This window comes from Protofrankia symbiont of Coriaria ruscifolia, assembly GCF_900634745.1.
Lineage (GTDB): Bacteria > Actinomycetota > Actinomycetes > Frankiales > Frankiaceae > Protofrankia > Protofrankia californiensis.
The window spans coordinates 1-24664 of the sequence record NZ_CAAAFR010000183.1; the positions used below are offsets into that span (position 1 = coordinate 1).

The window sequence follows — 24664 nt, forward strand, 5'->3', positions numbered from 1 at the left end:
ATTCCTCCCCGGCCTGAAGGCCGGGGCATCCTCCAGAGTTCTCGGTGACCACGGGGAGGCCAGTTCGTCGGCACGGTCCAGCCTGTACTTCGAGGTCCGCCACTTCCGCGGCATACCTCTGATCACCGACCGGCGCGTCCACGACCACCTCGGCTGGTTTCCCCTCGACCGGCTCCCCGACCCCCTCAGTGAACCGGTACGCACCGCCCTGGCCGCCTACCAGACCCCCGAGTACTACACCGAATCCGGCTGGACACGCTGACGCATCCACCATCCCCCCTCCGACACATTCCGATGCACCGGCACAGACGCCCGCGCATGCGGGACGCATCTCTGTCACCCTTCGACCTGCAGCGCGCCGCCCGGCTCCTGCTATTACTCGGATTGCTGGGCTGCGACAACCCGGACAACCCGGACGACCCCGACAGCCCCGACAGCCCCGACAGCCCCCACGACGGTCCGTGCACTGGTTGCCGGCGGGCGCTGCACGCCGCGCTCACCGTCCGCCCAAGCCCCCATACCGGCAAGCTGGGAGAGCCGCATCAGCTTCCGGGACGCGGCGTTCTACACCGCCGGCCAGCGCGTCGCCCTCGACGCCGTGGTGGACGCCGTCATCACGACCCTGCCAGGCGAGTTGCGTAATCGCTTAGCATCATCACCGTGCTGACACTGATACTGCCTGGACCGCGACACGGCAGAGCATCTGCGCTCCCGATGGTGTGACCGACAGTAACATTGGCTGGGTGCCTCGGACTCGCCGACGCTTCAGCACGCCAGCAACGGGCCGCCCGACCCTGGTCCTACTCATCCCCCTGATCGCATTCCTGGTGGCATCCCTGACGGGATGGCTGATCGCCGCCGTCCCGACCAGCAAGCCAGTTGCCGTCACCGCGGTGGCGACGCCGGTGTCCCCGCCGGACACCCTCGGCGGCCCGGCGCTCGCGGATCATGGTGTGGCGGTCAGCCCACAGGCGCTGGCGCCTCCCCCGGAGATCGCGGCCGCCGCCTGGCTCGTCGCCGACGCCGACAGTGGCGCGGTGCTCGCGGCGCGGGACGCGCACGGCCAGTACCTGCCGGCGAGCACACTCAAGATCCTGACCGCGCTCGCCGTGCTGCCGCACCTGTCGCCGGCCCAGGAGGTGACAATCAGTGACGCGGCCGCGAGGGTCGACGGGACCAGGGTCGGCCTTGTCCCGGGAATGACCTATACCGTCGCCGAGCTGGCCACTGCCATGATCGTCGCAAGTGGCAACGACGCGGCCGTCGCGCTCGCCGAAGCCGCCGGTGGCACCGCAGCCACGATCACGATGATGAACCGGATCGCGGCAGATCTGAACGCCCGCAACACTCACGCCGGGGACCCCAGCGGCCTGGACGCCCCCGGTCAGACGACATCAGCATACGATCTTGCATTGCTGGGCAGGGCCGCCCTCACCAGCCCCGCCGTCAGGGGATTCCTGACGATCCCGCGAGCGACCGTCCGTGGCCGCGACGGCGCGTCCTTCCAGATCCAGAACCACAACGACCTGCTCGGTTCCTATCCGGGGACGATCGGCGTCAAGAACGGCTACACCGTTGCGGCGGGTGCCACCTACGTCGGTGCGGTCCGGCGCGGTAACCACACCCTCATCGTCACCATGCTGCGGGCGGTCCCGGCATATGCCAAGGATGCCCGTGCCCTGTTCGACTGGGGGTTCGCGTACGTCGATTCGATCACTCCGGTCGGATGGCTGGCTATGCAGGCCGACGCGGCATCGCATGCCGTCCCGGTGGCCGACGCAGCCGCCGCAGCCGCCGCCGGCGACCCGCCGCGAACAGGCACCGGTCACAGCAGGGACTCCAGCAGCCATGACGAGGACGGCGCAGACGAAACGTCCGGCGCCGGCGGTCACGCCGTCGGCCTGATCACCTGGACCGCCGTCGCGGTAACGCTGATCGCCGCGATACTGACCCTGCGCCGGCGCCTTGCGCGGCGGCGGCCGTTCCCCAGCATCGGCGCGCTGCCCGGCATGGCGGCGCAACCTGCCGTGACACAGGACTCGCTCGCCTCCATCGCCTCGATCACGGAATCGGATACCGGACTCGTCCGGATCGTCACTCAACGGCGTGGTGACGGCGATGGCGATCCGGGCCGGACGGCCGGAGAGTCCACCGGGTCGCTGAAGGACCCAGCAGATGATCGAGTGGATGATCCAGCAGACGACGATCCGGTGGGCGACGATCCAGTAGGCGACGATCCGGTGGGCGAATCAGCGGGCGATTCGGCAGGCCTGGCCGGTGACCCCGCGCCGGCACCACCGTCCCTGCCGGCAGCGTCCCTGCCAACGTCTTCAGGCCGGCCATCCGGCGCAGCGATACCGGACGGGACGGCATCGCCGGTATCGGACGGGACGGCCTCAGCGGTGCCGGACGGCAGGATGTCGGACGCGTAGGGAGCGGTCACCGTCCACGCCGTGACCAGGAGCGTCCAGCGCATCACGATGTTGATCCAGATGAGCAGACCGATGATCACCGCGAACGTTCCGTAAACGGGATTGCGGGTTGTCATCCCGACCAGCCAGGTTCCGAGCAGCTTGAGGATCTCCACCCCGACGGCACCGAGCAAGGCCCCTCGCATCGCACGGCGGCGGTCGGTAATCAGCGGCAACCAGAGGAACAGGCACAGGAAAATCGCTACATCCAGCGCCAACGCGATACCGAGAGCGAGCAGCGTGGTCACCACCGCCGCGGCAGTGCTGCCGGCCAGGCCGATCCACTCCAGGAACGTCCCCGACACCGAGGTGGCGAGACTGGTCACCGCGATGGAGGCGAACACGATCACCCCGAGCCCGGCCAGGACGCCGATGTCCTTCGCCCGGCGTGCCAGCACATTGCCGACGTCCACGCTCTGATGCCAGATGATCCGGATGGCGTCCCGCAACGCGTCGATCCAGGCCAGGCCGGCCAGCAGCAGGCCGGCCAGACCGATCAGGCCGGCACCGACCTTGGCGTTGCCGATGCCGGTGACATCGAGTTTGTCCGCCATTCCCGGCAAGTAGTCGTTGATCTTTTTGATCATCTCCTGCTGGACGTCGGGATAGGCGTCGACCACGAACCCCGTGATCGAGAAGGCCAGGGCGACCAGCGGAAAGAAGGACAGAAAGGCGAAATACGTTGCGGCCGCCGAGAGCCGGTCGCCGCCGTCCTCGATATATCGGTGGTAGCCGCGCACGGCATGGTCGACAAAGGGTCTTCTGCGGCGCACAGAGCCCGCGGCATCGGACACTTTCCGTGCCCCGGAGCGGACCGCACTGATCGGGTTAGCCACCAGTGCTAACTACCCATCACCCCGACGCCGTCACGCCCGGGATGCCGCTCGAACGACGGCGTCCCCTCAGCAGGCGTCCCCTCAAGTAAAAGGGGACCAAGCCAGCAGGGATAGCACGCTCAGCGTGGGATGCCGGCCATGCGGACAGCGGCCACCACATCGTCGGACAGTACCGGCCACGCTTCCGCCGCCCAGGTGCCGAACTCACGGTCGGTCAGGGCCACACAGGCCGACCTCACCGCGGGATCAACCCACAGAAACGTTCCACTCCGGCCGAAGTGCCCGAAAGTAGCGGGAGAATTGGTGCTCCCCGTCCAGTGCGGCTGTTTCCCGCCGCGGATCTCGAAGCCAAGCCCCCAGTCGTTCGGCTTCTGCACGCCGAAGCCGGGCAGCACACCAGCGGTCCCCGGAAAGGCCACCGACGTTGCCAGCGCAAAGGTGGAGGGGGCCAGCAACCGCGGCGCCAGCAGCTCGGCGGCGAAACGGATCATATCGTGCACGTTCGACCACACCGCGTGCGCGGGCGAACCCCGTAGCTCGGAGGAGTCCATACCCAGCGGTGTGAACACGGACTCAGCGAGGTAGTCGGCGAACACGATCCCGGACGCCTTCTGGAGCGTCTCGCCAAGGACGTCGAAACCGGTGTTCGAGTACACCCTGCGCCGCCCGGGGTCGGCCAGCACCCGGCTGCCGGAAAACTCCAGACCCGAGGTGTGGGCGAGCAGGTGCGCGATGGTCGAACCCGGCGGGCCCGCGGGATCGTCGAGGCCGAACACCCCTTCCTCCACGGCGATCAGCACCGCATAGGCGGACAGCAGCTTCGACACCGACGCCAACCGGAACAACCTGTCCGCGTCCCCGACCAACCCACCGACCGTGACCGCGCCGGGGACACCACCGGCGGCAGCATCGGGGGCGGTGTCGGAGACACCGCCGGAGCCGGAGACAGCACCGGAACCGGAAGCAGCACCGGAATCGTCGGGGACCAGCACCGCAACGGCCGCGTTCTCCACCGGCCAGGCGTCCACCTGCGCGAGGGCATCCACCTGATGAACTGTACGAACCTCCTCGCGCGAGTGTGGGCCCAACGCACTGGGACACTGGGCCGATGTGGCAACACCGACATCTCCCGACGCCATGACCACGTCCGCGACGACGTCCACTGCAGTCCCGATAATTCCGCCGATCACGTCCACGACGACCACTGCACCGGCCGCGGCTGTGCCGGCCGGACCAGCCGGCCCGGCCGAGATCGTCGATCTGCTCGTCGTCGGCGCCGGTCCGGCCGGCTGTGCCGCCGCCCTGCGCGCGCTGCAGCTGCGGCCACAGACCCGTGTCGTGATGCTCGACGCCGCGGACTTCCCCCGGGACAAGGCCTGCGGTGACGGCATCGCCCCACACGGCCTGGACGTCCTGCGTGCTCTCGGTGTGCCCGACGCCGCCGCCGGGTACGCGCCGGTGGACCGGATGCGGCTGCGTGCGCCGGGTGGCGCGCAGGTGGCAACTCCCTGCCCACGGGCGAACTATGTGGTCCCGCGCAAGGTCTTCGATGCGCGGCTGGCCGCCGCCGCCCGTGCGCGCGGAGCCGTACTGCGACGCGAGCGTGTGCGCTCAGTAGCGCCAGGCCCGAACGCGGGCGATCCGGTGGTGGTCAACGGTTACCTGCGGGCACAAGTGGTGATCGGAGCGGACGGGGCGAACTCGGTCACGCGGCGCGCGCTGGGCATCGGGCCGAATCCGCCGGAGGCACTGGCCATCGCCGTGCGCGGGTACGCCGACGCGCCACGTGCCGACCGCCCACCCGAACAGCTCATCGAGATGACCGACGAGGGCTGGCCGGCCTACGCCTGGTCGTTCCCGATCGGGGACGGCCGCGCCAACATCGGCTATGGGATGCTGCGGTCGAAGCTCGACGAGCTGCACGGCAACAGCGGCGGACGGGCCGTCCTGCACGGCACCCTCGCCCGGATGCTTCCGGACCAGCCCGCCCATCCCGGGACGCTACGCGCCCACCACCTGCCCCTGTCGACCTGGCGGCCCCGCCAGCCCGACGGTGCGGTCCTGCTTGCCGGGGACGCCGCGTCGCTGATCAATCCGCTCACCGGTGAAGGTATCTACTACGCGCTGCTGTCGGGTTCGCTCGCTGGCCAGGCCGCTGTCACCGTTTCACCGAGCGCGGTGGGTGCGGCCTACCGGCACGCCCTGGACCGCGAACTCGGGCGGCACCTGCGCCACACCACGCTGCTGGCCGGGCTCGCCGGCCGGCACCGCACCCTCATGGACTCAGCCGTCCAGGCCGCGAGCCACCGCACCGAGCTCTTCGACACCCTGCTCGAGATCGGTCTGGGACGCGGGACGATCCCCACCGCGTCGCTGGCCCGTCTGGCCGTGCGCAAGCTGGTCGCCGGCCGGCGGTGAGGTCACCGGCCGGCGCTGGGACGATCCGCCGGCCGGTTCATACCGCTGCCGGTCGTACCTGCTCCAGGACGGCCACTTACTGCAGGCTGCTACAGCTACAGGCTGGCCACGTCGGCCTGCTTGGCCCGGACAGCCTCGGCGGCGGTGGCGAGCGCCGCCTTCTCCTGGGCGGACAAGGCGATCTCCACGACCTTCTTCACGCCACCGCGGCCGATTTCGGCGGGCACGCCGAGATAGACACCGGAGATGCCGAACTCGCCGTCCACCCACGCGCACACCGGCATCACCGCGCCGGAGTCCTCGGCCACGGCCTTGACCATCCGAGCAGCGGCAGCCGACGGCGCGTAGTATGCCGACCCGGTCTTGAGCAACGCGACCACCTCGGCCCCGCCGTTGCGGGTGCGGGTCACCAGCTCCTCGATCTTGTCGCCGGGGAGCAGCTCCGCGAGGGGCTTACCGTCCACCGTGCACTGCGAGGGCACCGGAACCATGGTGTCGCCGTGCGACCCCAGGGTGAGGGTCCGCACCGACTTCACCGGCACGCCGAGCTCCACGGCGACGAAGTTGGTGAAGCGGGCGGTGTCGAGCATGCCGGCCTGGCCGATGACCCGGTTCCGGGGGAAACCGAGGACGTTCGCGGCGAGCGCGGTCATCTCGTCCAGCGGATTGGAAACCACGACGACGACGGCCTCGGGCGAGGACTTCGCGATGTTCTCCGACACCTGCCGGACGATCTTCGCGTTGACCTCGATCAGATCCATCCGGCTCATGCCCGGCTTACGCGGCAGACCGGCGGTGATGACGACGACGTCCGACCCCTCGGCGTCGGCGTAGTCGTTCGTCCCGACAATCGTGGTCTCGAAACCCTCGACCGGCCGCGACTGGTTCAGGTCGAGGGCGAGACCCTGTGGTTTGCCCTCGATGATGTCAGTGAGGACGACCGTGTCGAAAATGTCGTACTCGGCAAGACGTTGTGCGGTCGTGGAGCCGTAGAAACCGGCTCCGACAACGGTTACCTTCCCACCCATAGGGTGTCAGCCCCTCAGTTTCTCGATGATGGCGTCGGCATATTCCACCGTCCCGACGGCGGTCGGTTCGGTACGGGTCGGCTTCGAGTCGCAGGTGACGCTGCGAGCTTCCTCGATGACCGCCGCCACCGCGTTCTCCAGGTTTACCGCCGCGGTCAGCTTACCGCGGTGTTCCGGCATGAGCTTTCCGGAGAGAATCCTCGCGGCTGGGTTGGCCTTGCGCTGGCTTTTATATTTCGGCGCGCTGCCGTGTGCCACCGCGAAGACCGCCGCGTCCGTGCCGATGTCCGCTCCCGGCGCCACTGCGAAGTCGGCGGTTTCCATGATGTCCACGCCGGCTTCCGGTACGTCCCGGCCAAAACTGGAACCGACGGTCGCGACAGCCGCTGCGAGCACCCGGCGGGTCGCCCCGGTGAGCTCGGGCCCGGTGCCATCACCGGGGATCAGGGTTACGCGATGGGTCGGCATGTGTACTGTTCGCCCCGCTCATTTGAACGCGATGCTTGGATATCGTGAGGTTACCGCGATCGCCTCCGAGGTGGGCGGCCAGGGATCGGAGTCCGGCGACGGATCGGTGAAGCCTCCAGCGGGCCAAAGGCAGCTCGATCATGCGCCTTTCACACTCGGGGTCCCGGCCGTGGAGGCCATTACGATCCCGGAACCGGTACCGTCAGCGTCACCACAATGATCATTGCGCCGAGGACCGCGAGTGTCGTGACGTCGAAAACTCTGCCCCTTACAGCGAGCAGTCCGACGCGTCGGGCCGGCAGGACCAACCGCAGGACGGCCCCGGCGAGCAGAGTCATACCCAGCCCGAGCAGACCCCGCCGCCAGTGGTTCTGTGACACGAACACCAGGGCGACGATCGCGGCGACCAACACAGCCGCGAAGACCGGCTCCCACGCCGACAATGACCGCCGCCGGGTCAGGCGCTGGCGGTGACCGGCGTTCATCGCGGCGTCACCGACATGCTCGTGATTCACCGGCCGATACCCGGTCTCCCCGTCCGGACGCGGTTTCCCACCCGCTCACCCCGACCACAAACGCAGTCTATGTCTGTTGGGAGCGGCCCTCTCGGCCGCGTCGCCTCCTGGGACGACCCTCCGCCCGTGTCGCCCGTGTCGTCCAGGCAGGCCCGGAACATTATCGATCTTGATGTGACCACACAAACCAGCCCTGCGTCGGCAGCCGAAAAACTTGCGATCATTCATCGATTCACAACCTTTCGGACCCCCGAGTGAACGCGTCGTGCGGGACTAGGGGAGACTGCCGCCGCAGCCCCCGGAGTGGGAGGGAGTGGGCCGTGGCAGACGAAACGCCACACAGCAAGAAGCTGCAGGAGCTGATGTTCCGGGCTTGGGAGACCTTCGGAGATGCCCGACACCTGGACAGCGACGACCGGGTGTTTGTCCAGGCTCTCGCGCGGCAGACGGCGGACAGGATCTCGGTCCTGTACGGCGCGAGCTGGCGGGAGGCGCTGGACTGGGTGGCGCAGCGTTACGTCCCTACCAACGACACGCCCGGAGGTAACATCCCGGCGTCCTCGAATGGCACCACGACGAGCGCGCCGCGGCGTGGAGCGGCAGCGGCGGAGTCCGCGTCCATCTCATGAAACGTTGGTGCCGTCCGGCCGCCGAAAGCGGATCCGGACGGCACCAACGAACAGTCACGCACCTCGCACCGGCGGGCCGAAGAAAGTCACGACGCGGTGGCCGGCACGGACCAGCAGTCCGAACCCGTTACGGACCCGGCATCGGCCCCGCACACACCCGGTGGTGCGCCGGGCCAGGCAGGCCGATCCGGGCGAACCGGGCCGGCGGATGACGACGCCGTCGAACCACCAGCCGTGGCGCAGACACCCCCCCGTGACCCCATCCGTGACCCCGACATCGACCCGGCCCCGCCGGCCGCCGCGTTCTGGTCAGGTCGCGGCGGATTCGGGCGTCGTTTCCAGTGAGCACCGTCGGTGTACGGAAGTGTTCCGGCGCACCGGGATCGCACCGGGACGACGACAACCGCTGCCCGCACAGTCACCCTGACCGCCGGACTGTCCCGGCCGCCGAACCTTGACAATTCTTGATGACTCTTGGCAACTACCGTCAGTGCGCAAAATGCCGGACGCCGGTGAAGTAGAGCGTGATCCCTCCTTCCCGCGCGGCTGCTATCACCTGCTCGTCGCGGACGGATCCACCCGGTTCGACGACCGCACGGACACCGGCGTCGATGAGCACCTGCAGACCGTCCGGGAAGGGGAAGTACGCGTCACTGGCAGCCACCGCCGCCTTCACACGGTCACCCCCGCGGGTCACCGCGAGCATCGCCGCATCCACCCGGTTCACCTGTCCCATGCCGACACCGACCGTGGCACCGTCCACGGCAATGAGAATCGCGTTCGACTTCACCGATCTGGCGGCCTTCCAGGCAAAGGCAAGATCGGCCAGGGTGCTCGCGTTCGCAGGCGCACCGGCTTCCAGCGTCCAGCCCGAGGGATCGTCACCGGCTGCGTCCAACGCGTCCCGGGACTGCAGCAGCAGCCCACCGGAGATCTGGCGCATCTGCACACCGTGCGGGTGCGGCGGCAGGGGACATTCCAGCAGGCGGATCGAAGGTTTGCGGGCCAGGATCTCCACGGCACCGTCGGCGTAGCCGGGCGCCACCACGACCTCGGTGAATATCTCCGTGATCTGCTCGGCCAGGGCGAGGCTGACCAGACGGTTCGTCGCGATGACCCCACCGAAGGCGGACACGGGATCGCAGGCATGCGCCTTGCGGTGGGCGTCGGCGATATCACGGCCGATCGCCAGGCCGCAGGGGTTCGCGTGCTTGACCACGGCCACGCACGGTTCGCTGAAATCGGCCACGGCCCGGCGTGCCGCTTCCGCGTCGGTGAAGTTGTTGAACGACATCGGCTTGCCGTGCAGCTGCCGGGCACCGGCAAGGCCCGGCCCGTCGTCCTCGGCAACGTACAGCGCGGCCCGCTGGTGTGGATTCTCGCCGTAGCGCAGGACTTCCCCGCGACGCCACACCGCGGCAACCGTGTCCGGCCAGCCGGACTCGCGGGCGATCTGGTCGGGTGCGCCGACGCTGGCGAACCATGACGCGACAGCGACGTCATATGCGGCGGTGTGCGCAAAAGCACGTGCGGCAAGTCGACGGCGCGCGGCCAGGTCGAAACCGCCGTCCCGGATCGCCGCGATCAGCTCCGGGTAGTCCGCCGGCGAGACGATCACGGCCACGGTGGGATGGTTCTTCGCGGCGGCACGGATCATCGCCGGACCGCCGATGTCGATCTGCTCAATCACCTCGTCCTCGGAGGCACCACCGGCAACCGTCTCCCGGAAGGGATAGAGGTTGGACACGACGAGATCGAACGGCTCGATGTCGAGTTCGGCGAGCGCCTCGGCGTGCTCAACATTGCGCAGGTCCGCGAGCAGGCCGGCGTGCACGCGCGGGTGCAGCGTCTTGACTCTGCCACCGAGGATCTCGGGGAACCCGGTGAGGGTGCTGATCGGCGTGACGGCCAGACCGTGACGGGCGAGGGCCTGCGCGGTCGAACCGGTGGAGACGACCTCCACCTCGGCGTCGGCGAACACAGCCGCGAGTTCGGCCAGACCGGCCTTGTCGTAGACACTGACCAACACCCGCCGGATGGGGCGCCGCCCCGTCGCGACCAGCTCGCCGCTACTGGGCGTGTCCGCGCCGGCATGCGGGAAACTCTGCGCTCCCTCCACCGGCTCGTTGGGCGAGGACTCCCGCGGGACCTGTGCGGATGTCATGTCCCCTCCTCTGACCGGACGATCCGGCCGATCGTCTGCACGTACAGGACGCGCTCCACTGCCTGGATGCGTGTACGCAGAGTTTCTTCCGTGTCGGACGCTTCCACGTCCACCGCCGCCTGCGCAAGGATCGGCCCGGTATCGACGCCTTCGTCGACCCAGTGGACCGTGACTCCACTGATCTTCACCCCGTGCGCGAGCGCATCCCTGACGGCGTGGGCGCCGGGGAAGGCGGGGAGTAGCGACGGATGAGTGTTCACCGTCCGGAAGCGTCCGACAACCTGCTTTCCGAGGATCTTCATGTAGCCGGCGAGCACCAACAGATCCGGATCATGAGCGGCGATCTGCTCCGCTGTGGCCTCGTCGAAGGCCTCCCGATGCGGAAAGTCCTCAAGACGAACGCTGAACACCGGGATACCAGCAGCCAACGCTCGTTCCTGCGCGCCGGTCCCGAACCGATCTGTACCCACGGCGACGACCTCGACGCCGAAGGACGGATCCTGGCAGGCATCCAGCACAGCCTGCAAGGTGGTGCCCACCCCGGAGGCGAGAACAACCAGTCGTGCGGGCACGGGACTCTCCGGAAAACCAGGTGGCCGGCAACTCGCCGTCGAACCCGGCAACTCGTCGTCAAACAAGGACTGTTCCGACTGTACTGAGGTCAGGCGGCCTGTGCGCATCCACCGGGACCGCGTCACCGCGTCCAGGCGAGGCGTAACGCCTGGCCTGTTGGAGGCATAAGACCTGGTCAGGCCGGGTGACGGGGCAAGCTGTGCGCCAGGTGGCCGACGTCTGGAACCGGGTCGCCGCCACCCGGTGACGCCGGCCCGCTCCGGTGTTCGCGTGGATCGTGGATCAACTGGCCGGCCTGCGACCGCCCGACCTCGTGCTCGCGCGAGACATCGTCACAACCCGTGTCGAGACGGCCGAAATCGTCCCCGTCGAGGAGATCGCCGGGGCGGCACAGGTACAGCTCGGCCAGGCGCTGGAGGGTCTGGGTCGACGGCGCCCGGCCACCCCGCCCAGGCCAGACCTCCCAGTACGAGAAGGCCTTGCCCGTCTTCGGCGGATCTTCGTAGGGCCAGCGGGCGTTCCACCGCCGCGCCGCCTCCTCCTGCGTCCAGCCGTGGGCGAGTCGAAAGGCGACCCGGGCGTTCAGCCGGTATCGGCGCTGCCACTCCAGCGCGATCCGCCGATAGGACCACCCGAGCGCCCGCAGGCGCCTGGACTCGGCCCACAGCTCCGCGGCGCTGACAGCCATGACGACCTCCCCGTCGACGAACCGATGATCGGACGTTAGCGGAGAGGTCGGACATTTCCAGTTGTACTGGCCGTCTGGATGCCGATCCGCGCAGTTGAGGATCAACCAGACAGGCCCTACCGGCCAGGTTGGCCATAGGGTGGTTGGCCCTCACCAGCCTGCGGCGGCTGACCGTAGGGATCCGGCTGGCCGTATCCGCCATACGGCGGCTGGCCGTAACCGGCCTGCGGCGGCTGGCCATAGCCTCCCGGCTGGCCGTACCCACCCGGTTGCCCGTAATCCCCTGGTTGCCCGTACCCGCCCGACAACGGCTGTCCGTACGAGTCGTACTGGGTGCCGGGAGGTGCCGGGTGTGGCGAGCGGTCACGAGGGCCGCCACGAGGTAGCGTGTGCCCGCCGGCAACGGCGGTCAGGATCGAGAAGGCCGTGATGGCCCCCGAGGCGATGAGCCCGAGCCACAGTCCGGCGGCTCGGTGGATGTGGTCAACCCCCAGCGCCGTCTTGAGAAAAATCAAGATGGTGCCGAGAGCGGCGATACCCGCGATGATCAGAACCCAGTCGGCGCCCACTGCCGGTAGCTGGACACGGGTGAAGGTTCGCACCGCCACCAGGCCGACCGCGAGCAGCCCGAGTTCGACGCCGCCGTAGGCGAAGAAACCGATGCCCCACGCGTTCTCCCCGAACCCGCGGACCGCGAACCAGTCGAATAACGATGCGATGAACAGGACGACGCCGGCGGCTAGAACGCCGAGGTCGTTGTTCTGTATGTCGCGGCCGGCTACACGTGTCACGGGACGACCCCACTTCAGCGATCAGCGGTGACCTGACGGACCCATCCCTGACACCGTAGCCCTTTCACACCGGAACGACACGATCATGTCCGCAAAAGTACTCCGAAAGCACCTGCGGCGCCGGACAGTGTCCCGCGGACAACGCAACGAGTACGTAAAAGACAACCGGGCGTGGTCAGTCGCCGGAAACGACCGCCACACCCGGTCCGCGAACGGTGCGTCACAGCAGACGCACCGTTATGCAACGCCAGGAACAACAACCAGCAGGGACAGGATCAGAGAGAGCGCATGACATCGGCCATGAGACGGGCGGTCTCGGAGGGGGTCTTGCCGACCCGGACTCCCGCCTTCTCCAGGGCTTCCTTCTTGGCGAGCGCTGTCCCGGACGATCCGGACACGATCGCCCCCGCATGCCCCATCGTCTTGCCCTCTGGCGCGGTGAAGCCCGCGACATAACCGACGACCGGCTTGGTGATGTGCTCGTCGATGTAGGCGGCAGCACGCTCCTCGGCGTCACCACCGATCTCACCGATCATCACGATCGCGTCGGTGTCGGGATCGGTCTCGAACGCTGCGAGGGCATCGATGTGGGTGGTGCCGATGACGGGGTCACCGCCGATACCGACGCAGGTGGAGAAGCCGAAGTCACGCAGTTCGTACATCATCTGGTAGGTCAGGGTACCGCTCTTGCTGACCAGCCCGATGCGGCCCTGCGGGGTGATGTCACCCGGGATGATCCCCGCGTTCGACTTGCCCGGGCTCACGATGCCGGGACAGTTCGGCCCGATGATCCGCGTCGTGTTGCCCTTGGACTTCGCGTACGCCCAGAACGCGGTGGTGTCGTGCACCGGCACGCCCTCGGTGATGACCACGACGAGCGGGATGCCCGCGTCGATCGCCTCGATCACGGCCGCCTTGGTCCCGGCCGGCGGGACGTACACCACGGAGACGTCGGCGCCGGTCTTGTCGATCGTCTCAGCCACCGTCGCGAAGACCGGCACACCCTCGACCTCGGTACCCGCCTTCTTGGGGTTGGTACCGCCGACGATCGTCGTGCCCGCGCGCAGCATCCGGGCGGTGTGCTTGCGCCCCTCGGAACCAGTGATGCCCTGAACCAGGATCTTGGACGTCTCGTCCAGCCAGATTGCCATTGTCGGAAGCCTCTTCCCGTCCGCTCAGGCCGCGGCTGCGGCGAGCTCGGCGGCGAGCCGCGCCGCGCCGTCCATGGTGTCCACCGGCCTGACCACGTCGAGGTTGGCCTCGGTGAGGATCCGCCGGCCCTCGTCGGCGTTGTTGCCGTCGAGCCGCACGACCAGCGGGGTGGAGATGTCACCGACGATCTTCAGTGCCTGCACGATACCGTTGGCGACCGCGTCACAGGCAGTGATCCCGCCGAAGATGTTCACGAACACACTCTTGACCGCCGGGTCGCCCAGAATGATCGACAACCCGTCCGCCATCACCTGCGCGGACGCCCCACCACCGATGTCGAGGAAGTTGGCTGGCCGCTGCCCGCCAAACTCCTCACCGGCATAGGTGACCACGTCGAGGGTTGACATGACCAGGCCGGCGCCGTTGCCGATGATGCCGACCTGCCCGGACAGTTTGACGTAGTTGAGGCCCTTCTCCTTCGCCTTCTGCTCCAGCGGGTCCACCGCGGCGACGTCCACGAACGCGGTGTGGTCGGGGTGGCGGAAGGAGGCGTTCTCGTCCAGGCTGACCTTGCCGTCCAGCGCGATCACGCGACCGTCACCGGTCAGGATCAGCGGGTTGACCTCCACCAGGGTGGCGTCGGAGCGGACGAAGACCTCCCACAGCTTCACCAGGAGCTCGGTGGCACCGTCCAGAGCCGCCTCGGGCAGCTTCGCCGCCACCGCGATCTGGCGGGCGACGGTCGCGTCCACCCCGACCAGCGGGTCGATCGGGATACGGGCGAGCGCCTCCGGCTTGGTCGCGGCGACCTCCTCGATCTCCATCCCGCCCTCGCGGGAGCACATGGCGAGGAAGGTCCGGTTCGCCCGGTCGAGCAGGAAGGAGGCGTAGTACTCCTCGGCGATGTCACTCGCCTGCTCCACGAGGACCGAATGGACAGTGTGGCCCTTGATGTCCATCCCGAGGATTGCCGATGCCTTGGCGGTGGCGTCGTCCGGGCCGTCGGCGACCTTCACGCCACCGGCCTTGCCGCGGCCTCCGGTCTTGACCTGCGCTTTGACGACGACACGTCCACCAAGATCAGTTGCGATGCCGCGTGCCTCGTCGGGGGTCGTGGCGACCTTGCCGGTGGGCACAGGCACGCCGTGGTCGGCGAACAGCTTCTTCGCCTGATACTCGAAGAGATCCACAGTCCGTCCAGTCGGATACGAAGTCGGTGGTCAGGATCGAACGTTCAAAAGTTCGAAGAAAGGGAAGCCGCCCCGAGCCTACTGAAGGCGCCCGCCCCGGCAGATGCTGCTCCTGCCGCGGCGGCCGGCCACGGATGTCCGGGGTCAGCCACCATCATCACCCGGACCCGGTACCAAGCGCCTGGTTTTGTGGTGGTCGACACCGCGATCACAGTGATCGCAATACCCACTATTCCGATCGAACCCGACATGATCCCGACACCTGCGACACCTGCGACACCTGCGACGGCGGTGACGGCGGTGACGGCGTTACCTCGCTCACCCCGCATACGGATCCGGCCGCGAGCCATATACCCGAGCCCGGCGGGGACGTCACCGACAGCGGACAGCCGTGTAACGCTCGATATCACAAACAGTGGCGACAGCATGTCGGGCGTCCTGCTGCCGGACCGGTGACGAAGGCATGACAGAAAGGCATGACAGAAAGGATGCGGCCGGCGGACCGGCCAGCTGGCGGACCGGGCAACCGGGACAGCCGGGAACCTCAGCACCATCCCGGGGGCTTACGGCCTGCTGTCCCGCCGGAGGGACCTCACCCACGTACCCGCAGGGACGTCCCGGCCGAGCCGTCCCCGACCGCCCCTGCCAACCTCTGATCGGCGGGGACGGATCCCGCCGGGAGCCAACCCGGGGAAAACCCGGGAACCCGGGAGGTTCAGCGCGCGAAAGCTCCGGTGGGATCGGATGCGTGGGCCGCGGCCACCCTCGACCGGATCCACTCGACGATTTCGCCCGTGGTCGCCCCGGGAGTGAATATCTCGGCGACACCCAGAGCCTTCAGCTCCGGAATATCGGCATCCGGTATGATTCCGCCACCGGTTACCACGACGTCGGTGGCACCACGCTCCCGCAGCAGCTCCATCAGGCGCGCGAAAAGGGTCATATGTGCGCCCGAGAGGACCGACAGACCGATGCAGTCGGCGTCCTCTTGGATCGCGGTCTCGACAATCTGCTCAGGCGTCTGGTGCAGGCCGGTGTAGACGACCTCCATGCCCGCGTCCCGCAACGCCCGCGCAATGACCTTGGCGCCGCGATCGTGGCCGTCAAGACCGGGTTTGGCGACCACTACCCGGATACGTTCACCGGTTTCGTTCACGCGGCCTCCTTGCGTTCACTGACGTCGCCCGCCCGGACATTACTTTCCGTGACGTAATGTCCCGTACATGACGTTCCGTGGCCCGATCTCTTCATAGACCCTAGCGGGACGCACCCACGGAAGCACGCCGTTGCCCGGCGGGATCACAGCTGCCGGCGGCCCCGGTCAACAGTCACGGCAAGGAACCAACAGTCGACATCCGTGACCTTCTTTTGTACTCTCAGTCACGGTAGACGTCGTGGTGATTCCCAGGGCGTCTGCCAGACCTAACTACGGTTCGTCTGGTGCGAAACGGTTCGTCCGGTGCGAAATCCTGGGGCCCTGAGCCTGCGAGTATCGTGCCGTTCCCGGGTCCCTCCCCGCAGGGAGGTTCGGGCCCGGGAGGATGCTGAACAACGGCGTTCGGCCAGCGAGCCGGACAGGTGTTGTTCAGCAGCCTCCCGGGTTCCTTGGGGCCTCCGGCCGCGCGAGAAGGCCGATGATCGCGCTGCCTTCGGCCGGCTAGTTCTTTCGGCCAGCTGGTTCTTCGGACGGCTGTCCGAGCACGGACGGGAGCAGAGGCAATCGGAAAGCGTCAACTGGGGCCGGTGGGAGCGGCAAGCAGGGTCACCCGATCTGTGAGCACATCCGTGGCCCGTCGCGGCACACAGGTGACCCGAGGCCTGCTCGACACACCGGCGGCGGTCCGCGGGATGGCCGCGGAAGCCACGTGGCTGATGACCCATATCGCCTTCTACCCGATCGGGGTCGTCTCGGAGAGGCTGCGCGAGCCGGCCGACCGCTACACCCTCGAAGGCCTCTCCCCATTGCGGCGTGGGCTGCTCGTCGGCGACATAGAAGCCGCAGGCACACCGATTCTGCTGGTCCACGGCATGATCGACAATAGGTCGATTTTCACTCGACTGCGCCGGTCGCTGCGCCGGCGGGGCTTCGGGCGAGTCGCCACAGTGAACCTGCCGCTGTTCACCTCGGACATTCCGACAGCGGCCCGCCGGCTTGGCACAGTGGTCGAGACAATGTGTGAGCAGACGGGCTACCCGCGCATACACATTGTCGGGCACTCCCTCGGCGGACTGGTTGCCCGCTACTACGTGCAGAAACTCGACGGCGACGCCCACGTGCACACACTGGTGACGCTGGGTACACCGCATGAGGGCACCCGCCTGGCGCGGCTGCTCCCCCCGATGGTGCCGTACACCCTCCTGCGCCAGCTGGTCCCGGATTCGGACGTGATCCGTGAGCTGGCCGAACCCGCGCCGAACTGCCGGACGCGGTTCGTGGCCTTCTCAGGAGATCTGGACACGATCATACGGCCGAGCGAGTCGGCACTTCTCCATCATCCGGACCTTATCGTCCGTAACCTTCGCCTTCCCGGCGTCGGTCACCACTCGCTGCCGTTCAACATCGACGTCGTCCACCAGATCGCGACCACGCTCGCCCATCTGGACGACGTCGAACACACCGATCACGATCCTGACACCGGCGAGGAGGAAGGATCGGAGCCGGCGGCGCAGCCGAGATCCCTCTCGGACGCCCGTCCCGGCCCCACCCCATGGGGAGACTCCCGTTCGGCAACCGGAGACTTCCAGCATGATCGAAATCTTCACCACTCGCGATGACAAAAAGCAATAATTAAACCACTTTGCGCACCACGTCCACCGTGGGCGGGGGTGGCATCAAAGTTCCGGTTTGGGTCGGTGTAGCGTTCAAGGCGGTTTACAGGCTTTCCCTCCCGCCGTGCCGCGACGCGGCAGCAGTCTTGTCGACCAACGGGAGCGTGATTTCGGGTTGTCACAACCCCCGGCCCGCAACTCAGGGCGGCACCGCGGCCACGGTAGGACCGCAAAGCACGGCGATCCGTTCGGCTTCGCCCGCCGGACGGTCTCGATGGCGCAGATCCGCCGCACCGGTATAGCCTCCGCCGTGGTCTCCACCCTCGGCATCATGATGATCAACACAACCGGCATCGCCCACTCCGAACCAGCGAGTCTTCCCGGACTGCGCACCGCCGGGACGATCTCCGGCCCGGCACCCACCGCGGCGGATGCCGCGACCGACGGGCTGAGCGATCCCTCTCTGCTCGGGCGGCAACCCGATGACAGCGAAGCCGCGCAACGCCAGGCCCAGACCGACCGTGTCGATCGGGACGAGGCACTGGCCCAGCTGTCCATCCTGCTCCTCCAACAGCGGACCGCGGCCGCGCAGACCGCACGCCAGCAGGAAGAGGCGCTGCGGTGGGTCCACCCGATACAAGCCCGTCTCACCCAACGGTTCGGTGGTGCCAACGGTCACCCCGGTATCGATCTCGGTGGACCGATGGGCACCCAGATCGTCGCCGCTCACAGCGGTACCGTCATCTACGCAGGATGGGAATCCGGCTACGGAAACTTCGTCCAGATCCTCCATACGAACAATGTCGTAACTTGCTATGCCCACCTTTCCCGGATCGACGTCCGGGTCGGTCAACGGGTCGCCACCAGCCAGCAACTGGGCCTGGAAGGGTCGACCGGATTCTCCACCGGGCCGCATCTGCACTTCGAGGTCCGGCTCAACGGCCAGAACGGCGTCGAGGTCGACCCGCTTGCGTGGCTGGCCAAACACGGCGTCTACTACTGAACGGCGTCCGCTGCTACTGAACGGCGTCTGCTACCGAACGCCGCCACCGTTGCGGCCCAACAACATCCGTGGAGACCCACGTTTGTGGGCACGACATTTTGTGGGCGCGACATTTGTGGGCGCGCTGCTCACAGCTTTTCGATCGGGGCGTAACGCAGGAGCAGACGCTTGGTTCCCGTCCCCTCGCCGAAGTCGATGCTCGCCTCGCGGTTGTCCCCCGACCCTGCCACCGCGACGACCTGGCCCAGGCCGAAGGTGTCGTGGTTGACCCGGTCCCCCATGGAAAGGTCGGGAATCGGGCGTGGCGCCGGCGCGGGCCGGCGGCCCGGTAGCCCACCGGCCTGCCCGCTCGACGACCGTGGTGACGCCGAACCCGACGACGCGGTCGCCTGCGGCCGAGAGGCAGCCGACGCCGGCTGTGCGTTCCCCTGCCAGCTCACCAACTCGGACGGCACCTCCTCGAGAAAACGTGACGGTGGATTGTACGCCGGCTGACCCCAGGCACTGCGGACCTCCGACCGGGTCAGGTACAGCCGGGCACGCGCCCGGGTGATGCCGACATAGGCCAGGCGCCGTTCCTCCTCGAGTTCGGTCGGGTCGCCAAGCGTGCGCATGTGCGGGAAAACGCCGTCCTCCAGCCCGGTCAGGAAGACCACCGGGAACTCCAGTCCCTTGGCGCTGTGCAGCGTCATCAGGGTGACGACCCCGGCGGTGCCCTCCTCGGGATCGGGTACCTGGTCGGCATCGGCGACCAGGGAGACTTGCTCGAGGAAGTCCGCGAGCGAACCCTGCGGAAACTGCTCGCTGAATTCCCGGGCTACGCTGACCAGCTCCTGGAGGTTCTCCACCCGTCCCTCGGACTCGAGGGTGTCCGCGGCGGCCAGCTCGGCGAGGTATCCGGTCCGTTCCAGCGCTGTTTCCAACGCCGCGACCGGGCCGTCTGCCACGGCCGTGCGCAATTCGGCGAGCAGGCCCGCGAAACCGCGGACCGCCTTCGCCGAGCGGGCGGCCAGGCCCGGGACCTCCTCCACACGGTGCAGGGCGTCGGCGAAGGGGATGCGCTCGCGCTCGGCGAAGGCGTCGAGCATCGCCTCGGCCCGATCGCCGATTCCCCGCTTGGGCACGTTGAGGATGCGTCGCAGGTTCACGGTGTCCGCCGGGTTCACCAGCACCCGCAGGTAGGCGAGCAGATCCCGAACCTCACGGCGCTCGTAGAAGCGCACCCCGCCTATCACTCGGTAGGGCAGGCCGACCCGGATGAAGATCTCTTCGAAGACCCGGCTCTGGGCGTTGGTGCGGTAGAAGACGGCGATATCGCCGGAGCGCGCCAGTTCGGCGTCGGCCAGCCGATCGACCTCGGCGGCGACGAAGACGGCCTCGTCGTGCTCGTTGTCCGCGACATAGCCGACGATCTTCTCGCCGTCTCCGGCGTCCGACCACAGTCGCTTGGGCTTGCGCCGGGCGTTGCGTGCTATCACCGCGTTCGCCGCGGACAGGATCGTCTGCGTGGACCGGTAGTTCTGTTCCAGCAGGATCACGGTGGCGTCGGGGTAGTCCTGCTCGAACTCGACGATGTTACGGATGTTGGCGCCCCTGAAGGCGTAGATCGACTGGTCGGCGTCACCGACCACGCACAGCTCGGCCGGTTCCACCGCATGATCGCCCGTGCGCTCACCGGAGTCCACGTGATCGCCCGTGTCCGCGCCCGGCCGTACCGGCTCGCCGTCGACGGTCAGCGGGGAGGTGTGCCCCACCAGCTCCCGCACGAGGACGTACTGGGCATGGTTGGTGTCCTGGTACTCGTCGATGAGGACGTGCCGGAACCGGCGCCGGTAGTGCTCGGCAACATCCGGGAAGGCCTGCAGCAGGTTCACCGTCATCATGATCAGATCGTCGAAGTCGAACGCGTTCGACTCGGCCAGCCGGCGCTGGTAGAGACCGTAGACCTCGGCGACGGTGCGTTCGACGTGGTTGGCCGCCTTGTCCCGGGCGGTCTCCCAGTCGACCAGTTCGTTCTTCAGGTTGCTGATCCCGGTGGCGAGTGCGCGTGCCGGGTACCGCTTGGGGTCGATGTCCAGGTCGCGCGCGACCAGCGTGATCAAGCGCTGGGCGTCCGCCGCGTCGTAGATCGAGAAACCGCTGGTGAACCCGATGCGCTTGGCGTGCGACCGCAGGATGCGCACGCACGCGGAATGAAAGGTGCTCACCCACATCGCCCGGGTCCGCGTGCCGACGAGCGCGGCGACCCGCTCCTTCATCTCGTTCGCGGCCTTGTTGGTGAACGTGATCGCCAGGATCTCACCGGCGCGAACCCCACGCGCGGCAAGCAGGTAGGCGATCCGGTTCGTGAGCACCCGCGTCTTGCCGGACCCCGCACCCGCGACGACGAGCAGCGGCGAACCCGCATGGACGACCGCGGCCCGCTGTTGCGGGTTCAGGCCGTCCAGCAGCGCGTCGGCATCGAGCTGGAACGCGGCACGGCCTCCCGGCGCATCCGGGACCGGTACCGCCACGGGCCCGTCCCGATCGTCCGCGGCGTCGTCGAAGTCGGGGTACAGGCCACCGAGAAGCGTGCTCATAGGGGATCGATCATACGTTCGACGTCCGGCAGGTCCGACAGCGGTACACGCTCTCCACCCTACGAGGTGCCGGTCCGCGCCACGACCCCGCGTACCAGCAGCCGACGCCGAGGCCTAGGCGCGGACCACACCGAGACCCGGACACCGGTCGCGTCGCACCCTGTGCCGCGGTCTGCGGTCCCCAGCACAGGGTGCGACGCCGGTTCGGCGCGCGGGGAGGGGCGGTTGGTTTTGACGACCACCACCGTCCAAGAGCAAAATAGTAAGGTGCCGCAGCACATTATGATCATTAACTAGGCGCGTGAACCCGCCTTCGGGTCGACACCGACGGGTCAGCGCGCCTCGCCCTTCCGCCAATTCGGCGGGGGGCTTTTTTGTTGCCGCGGTCACGTCAGGGGTGGCCGCTAAGCCACTGGGAGAACAACGATGAGCCAACCATCCGAAAACCCGACGCACGCCACCAGCGACAGCACAAGTACCACCGGTAAGGACGACGGTGACACCCCTCCCAGATCCGTCACGTCCACGACCCCGAACGCGGACGGCCTACCGGATGCGGACACGACAACCAAGGGCACCACCAAGGGCACGACGACCGACGGCACGGCAATCGACGGCACCACGATCGACGTCGCCGGGGCCGCGGTCGTCCTCGCACCGGTTGTCCGGCGGACCCGGGTCGTGCCCAGCGCCCACCTGTCCCGGCTGACCGGCGCACCGGTGTGGCTGAAATGCGAGAACGAACAGCGCACCGCCTCGTTCAAGCTACGCGGTGCATTCGCCCGCATCGCTCTCGCCGACCCCACCGTGCGGACGCGGGGCGTGGTCGCTGCCAGTGCCGGAAACCACGCCCAGGGCGTTGCGTACGCGGCGGCCCACTTCGGCGTCCCGGCTACGATCTTCGTTCCGACCGGCGCGAGCCCGGTCAAGGTCGCGCGCACCCGCCGCCTCGGCGCGCGGGTCGAGCATGTGCACGGCGGGATCGACGCCGCTCTGCTGGCGGCCGAGGCCGCCGCGCTCGAGCACGGCTGGCTGCTGGTGCATCCCTTCGACGATCCGACCGTGATCGCCGGGCAGGGCACGATCGGGCTCGAGGTCACCGAGCAGGTCCCCGGCCTGCGGACCGTCCTGGTGGGTATCGGCGGTGGTGGCCTGATCAGCGGGATAGCGACGGCGATCAGGCAACGACGCAGCGACGTGCGGGTGATCGGTGTCCAGGCCGCGGGCGCTCCCGCCTTCGCCCTGTCATGGCGCGCGGGGCGGCCGATCCGCGTCCCGGCGGCGACCATTGCCGACGGCATGGCCGTGAAGACCCCGGGAAGTCTGACCCTGGCGCTTGCCACCAGCCTGCTGGACGACGTGGTCACGGTCGATGAGGACGCGCTGTGGGAGGCGATGGCGGGGCTGCTGCGCGCAGACGGTCAGACGGTCGAGCCCGCCGGAGCCGCCGGTACGGCGGCACTGCTACGCCACCCGGACCTCGCGCAGGGCCCGACCGTGGTGATCCTCTCCGGCGGCAACATCGACCCCGTCACCGCCCACCGCGTCCGCAGCCTCGCCGCCGGGCCCCTGCGCATCCCCGCCGCATAACATCCCGCCGGGTAACGCCGCTACTCCCACTCGATGGTGCCGGGAGGCTTGGAGGTGATGTCGTACACCACCCGGTTGACCTGCTCCACCTCGTTGACCACCCGGCCTGAGATGCGTTCCAGCAGGTCGTAGGGCAGCCGGGCCCAGTCGGCGGTCATCGCGTCCTCACTGGTGACCGCTCGCAGCACGATCGGGTGTCCATAGGTACGTTCATCTCCCTGGACTCCCACCGAACGGACGTGCGCCAGCAGCACCGCGAACACCTGCCAGATCTCGCGGTCCAGGCCGGCCCGGCGGATCTCCTCGCGCACGATCGCATCCGCGGCCCGCAACGTCTCCAGCCGCTGCGGGGTGACCTCACCGATGATCCGGACAGCGAGGCCGGGCCCCGGAAACGGCTGCCGCCAGACGATCTCCTCCGGCAGCCCGAGTTCCTCACCCAGCCGGCGCACCTCATCCTTGAACAAGGTGCGCAGCGGCTCCACCAGGGAGAACTGCAGATCATCGGGGAGCCCACCGACGTTGTGATGCGACTTGATCTTTGCTGCGGTCGGTGAACCCGACTCGATGACATCCGGGTACAGCGTGCCCTGCACCAGGAACTCGATCCGGGACCCCTCGGCCTCGGCCCGCGCTTCCAGCTCGCGGGCCGCCTCCTCGAACACCCGGATGAACTCCCGTCCAATGATCTTGCGCTTGCGCTCCGGATCGCTGACCCCGGCGAGTGCCGCGGCGAACCGGTCGGCGGCCTTGACGTGCACCAGCTCGACCCCGGTCGAGGCGACGAAGTCCTTCTCCACCTGCTCCGCCTCGCCTGCGCGCAGCAGGCCGTGATCGACGAACACGCAGGTCAGCTGGTCGCCCACGGCACGGTGGACCACAGCCGCGGCCACCGCCGAATCCACCCCGCCGGATAGTCCGCAGATCGCGCGCGCGCCGCCGAGCTGGGCCTGGACCGCCGCAACCGCGTCGTCGGCAATGTTGACCATGGTCCAGTTGGGCCGACAGCCGGCACCGGCGAACAGGAAACGTCGCAGGACGTCCATGCCGTGGTCGCTGTGCACCACCTCCGGGTGGAACTGCACTGCGAACAACCGGCGTTCGGTGTCCTCGAAGGCGGCCACCGGGGTGGAAGGCGTCGACGCGGTGACCACGAACCCCGGTGGTGCCGCTGTCACCGAGTCGCCGTGGGACATCCACACCTGCTGGGCGGAAGGCAGATCCGCGAACAGGACACCGCTGGCCGTGACGGTGAGCCGGGTAGCGCCGTACTCCGCGACGCCCGTGCGCGCCACCGTCCCGGCCAGCGCGTGCGCCATCACCTGGTGGCCATAGCAGATACCCAGCACCGGCACCCCGGCGCCGAAAAGCGCTGGGTCCACCTCCGGGGCGTCCGGTGCATAGACCGACTTCGGTCCACCCGAGAGAATCACCGCGGCGGGACGGCGGGCGAGGATCTCCTCGACGGAGACGTCCCAGGGCACGATCTCCGAGTAGACGTGGCACTCGCGCACCCGCCTGGCAATGAGCTGGGCGTACTGTGCGCCGAAGTCGACGACCAGAACCGTGTCGTGGGCCGGACGGAAGGCCGCAGAGGCCGGGGACACGGAGCCGGAGGCGACCGGCGCGCTGGATCCTCGGCCGCCGCCCGTCGGGCGTCCGGCCGGCTTCGGGGTAACGATGTCCACGACGCCAAGCCTACGGAGGACGGGCGGAACACCCGGCAGCCCACCGAACAACACCTCTGCGGCGTGCGTCCCTGTGTGTCCGCGCTCCCTCGACGGTTCTTGGAGAACAAAC

At 68.2% G+C, this 24664-nt stretch carries 21 protein-coding genes and 2 pseudogenes; 9 read left to right on the forward strand and 14 right to left on the reverse strand.

What is annotated here, in order from left to right; genetic code table 11:
• The 3 genes and pseudogenes from CV1CTNOD_RS25045 to CV1CTNOD_RS27010 all read left to right on the forward strand — a co-directional run.
• Positions 1-262, forward strand: a pseudogene (locus CV1CTNOD_RS25045) (hypothetical protein); the annotation flags it as partial.
• Between the two features lie 56 nt (positions 263-318).
• Positions 319-642 (forward strand): hypothetical protein, encoded by a 324-nt coding sequence (locus CV1CTNOD_RS25905; RefSeq protein ID WP_131787605.1) that lies wholly within the window; start codon positions 319-321, stop codon positions 640-642.
• Between the two features lie 185 nt (positions 643-827).
• Entirely contained in the window at positions 828-2432 is a 1605-nt protein-coding gene (locus tag CV1CTNOD_RS27010) for a D-alanyl-D-alanine carboxypeptidase family protein (RefSeq protein ID WP_242606876.1), read from the forward strand.
• Between the two features lie 56 nt (positions 2433-2488).
• Here CV1CTNOD_RS27010 and CV1CTNOD_RS27015 read toward each other — a convergent pair.
• Together CV1CTNOD_RS27015 and CV1CTNOD_RS20395 are read right to left on the reverse strand one after the other, a co-directional pair.
• Positions 2489-3307: pseudogene (locus CV1CTNOD_RS27015) on the reverse strand (YihY/virulence factor BrkB family protein); the annotation flags it as partial.
• A 119-nt stretch (positions 3308-3426) separates the two neighbouring features.
• Positions 3427-4353 carry a serine hydrolase domain-containing protein gene (locus tag CV1CTNOD_RS20395; RefSeq protein ID WP_207386574.1) on the reverse strand — a complete coding sequence of 309 codons (927 nt, stop codon included), beginning with the start codon at positions 4351-4353 and terminating at the stop codon, positions 3427-3429.
• 91 nt (positions 4354-4444) lie between these two features.
• On the opposite strand from CV1CTNOD_RS20395, the gene CV1CTNOD_RS20400 reads away from it, so the two are divergent.
• Complete coding sequence (locus CV1CTNOD_RS20400) at positions 4445-5725, forward strand: NAD(P)/FAD-dependent oxidoreductase (RefSeq protein WP_431607163.1); 1281 nt, start codon at positions 4445-4447, stop codon at positions 5723-5725.
• 95 nt (positions 5726-5820) lie between these two features.
• Here CV1CTNOD_RS20400 and mdh read toward each other — a convergent pair whose 3' ends face one another.
• From mdh to CV1CTNOD_RS20415, 3 genes are all read right to left on the reverse strand, one after another.
• Positions 5821-6753, reverse strand: a complete 933-nt coding sequence (gene mdh / locus CV1CTNOD_RS20405) for a malate dehydrogenase (RefSeq protein ID WP_131787607.1) — start codon at positions 6751-6753, stop codon at positions 5821-5823.
• 6 nt (positions 6754-6759) lie between these two features.
• Entirely contained in the window at positions 6760-7221 is a 462-nt protein-coding gene (locus CV1CTNOD_RS20410; RefSeq protein ID WP_131787608.1) for an isocitrate/isopropylmalate family dehydrogenase, read from the reverse strand.
• 179 nt (positions 7222-7400) lie between these two features.
• Complete coding sequence (locus CV1CTNOD_RS20415; protein ID WP_242606878.1) at positions 7401-7736, reverse strand: DUF3017 domain-containing protein; 336 nt, start codon at positions 7734-7736, stop codon at positions 7401-7403.
• Between the two features lie 320 nt (positions 7737-8056).
• Between CV1CTNOD_RS20415 and CV1CTNOD_RS20420 the strand changes: the two genes are divergently transcribed.
• On the forward strand, positions 8057-8365 hold the full coding sequence (locus tag CV1CTNOD_RS20420; protein ID WP_131768485.1) for a hypothetical protein: 309 nt from the start codon (positions 8057-8059) through the stop codon (positions 8363-8365).
• Positions 8366-8461: 96 nt separating this feature from the next.
• Positions 8462-8710 (forward strand): hypothetical protein, encoded by a 249-nt coding sequence (locus tag CV1CTNOD_RS25910; protein WP_207386575.1) that lies wholly within the window; start codon positions 8462-8464, stop codon positions 8708-8710.
• Between the two features lie 142 nt (positions 8711-8852).
• Here the strand turns inward: CV1CTNOD_RS25910 and purH are convergent, their stop codons facing one another.
• The 7 genes from purH to CV1CTNOD_RS20455 form a co-directional block, all read right to left on the reverse strand.
• Entirely contained in the window at positions 8853-10529 is a 1677-nt protein-coding gene (gene purH / locus CV1CTNOD_RS20425; RefSeq protein ID WP_242606879.1) for a bifunctional phosphoribosylaminoimidazolecarboxamide formyltransferase/IMP cyclohydrolase, read from the reverse strand.
• Complete coding sequence (gene purN / locus CV1CTNOD_RS20430) at positions 10526-11101, reverse strand: phosphoribosylglycinamide formyltransferase (protein WP_131787609.1); 576 nt, start codon at positions 11099-11101, stop codon at positions 10526-10528. Before purN ends, purH begins: the two co-directional genes overlap by 4 nt.
• Positions 11102-11277: 176 nt before the next feature.
• Positions 11278-11790: a helix-turn-helix domain-containing protein gene (locus tag CV1CTNOD_RS20435; RefSeq protein WP_242606880.1), complete on the reverse strand. Its 513-nt coding sequence runs from the start codon at positions 11788-11790 to the stop codon at positions 11278-11280.
• 116 nt (positions 11791-11906) lie between these two features.
• Positions 11907-12581, reverse strand: coding sequence for a hypothetical protein (locus tag CV1CTNOD_RS20440; RefSeq protein ID WP_131787610.1), 675 nt, complete (start codon positions 12579-12581; stop codon positions 11907-11909).
• Positions 12582-12856: 275 nt separating this feature from the next.
• Positions 12857-13732, reverse strand: a complete 876-nt coding sequence (sucD, locus tag CV1CTNOD_RS20445; RefSeq protein ID WP_131768489.1) for a succinate--CoA ligase subunit alpha — start codon at positions 13730-13732, stop codon at positions 12857-12859.
• A 24-nt stretch (positions 13733-13756) separates the two neighbouring features.
• The gene (gene sucC / locus CV1CTNOD_RS20450; protein ID WP_131787611.1) at positions 13757-14923 is read right to left on the reverse strand and encodes an ADP-forming succinate--CoA ligase subunit beta; all 1167 of its coding nucleotides are present in this window, start codon (positions 14921-14923) and stop codon (positions 13757-13759) included.
• A 715-nt stretch (positions 14924-15638) separates the two neighbouring features.
• Positions 15639-16079 carry a cobalamin B12-binding domain-containing protein gene (locus CV1CTNOD_RS20455; RefSeq protein ID WP_131787612.1) on the reverse strand — a complete coding sequence of 147 codons (441 nt, stop codon included), beginning with the start codon at positions 16077-16079 and terminating at the stop codon, positions 15639-15641.
• A gap of 617 nt (positions 16080-16696) precedes the next feature.
• On the opposite strand from CV1CTNOD_RS20455, the gene CV1CTNOD_RS20460 reads away from it, so the two are divergent.
• Positions 16697-17698 (forward strand): alpha/beta fold hydrolase, encoded by a 1002-nt coding sequence (locus CV1CTNOD_RS20460; protein ID WP_131787613.1) that lies wholly within the window; start codon positions 16697-16699, stop codon positions 17696-17698.
• A 268-nt stretch (positions 17699-17966) separates the two neighbouring features.
• A complete protein-coding gene (locus CV1CTNOD_RS20465) occupies positions 17967-18695 on the forward strand; it encodes a M23 family metallopeptidase (RefSeq protein WP_242606881.1) in 729 nt (242 codons plus the stop codon).
• 128 nt (positions 18696-18823) lie between these two features.
• Here the strand turns inward: CV1CTNOD_RS20465 and pcrA are convergent, their stop codons facing one another.
• Complete coding sequence (gene pcrA, locus CV1CTNOD_RS20470; protein WP_131787614.1) at positions 18824-21274, reverse strand: DNA helicase PcrA; 2451 nt, start codon at positions 21272-21274, stop codon at positions 18824-18826.
• A gap of 426 nt (positions 21275-21700) precedes the next feature.
• On the opposite strand from pcrA, the gene CV1CTNOD_RS20475 reads away from it, so the two are divergent.
• The gene (locus CV1CTNOD_RS20475; protein WP_131787615.1) at positions 21701-22864 is read left to right on the forward strand and encodes a threonine/serine dehydratase; all 1164 of its coding nucleotides are present in this window, start codon (positions 21701-21703) and stop codon (positions 22862-22864) included.
• Between the two features lie 20 nt (positions 22865-22884).
• Here the strand turns inward: CV1CTNOD_RS20475 and guaA are convergent, their stop codons facing one another.
• A complete protein-coding gene (guaA, locus tag CV1CTNOD_RS20480; protein WP_131787685.1) occupies positions 22885-24471 on the reverse strand; it encodes a glutamine-hydrolyzing GMP synthase in 1587 nt (528 codons plus the stop codon).
• Positions 24472-24664 lie beyond the last annotated feature (193 nt).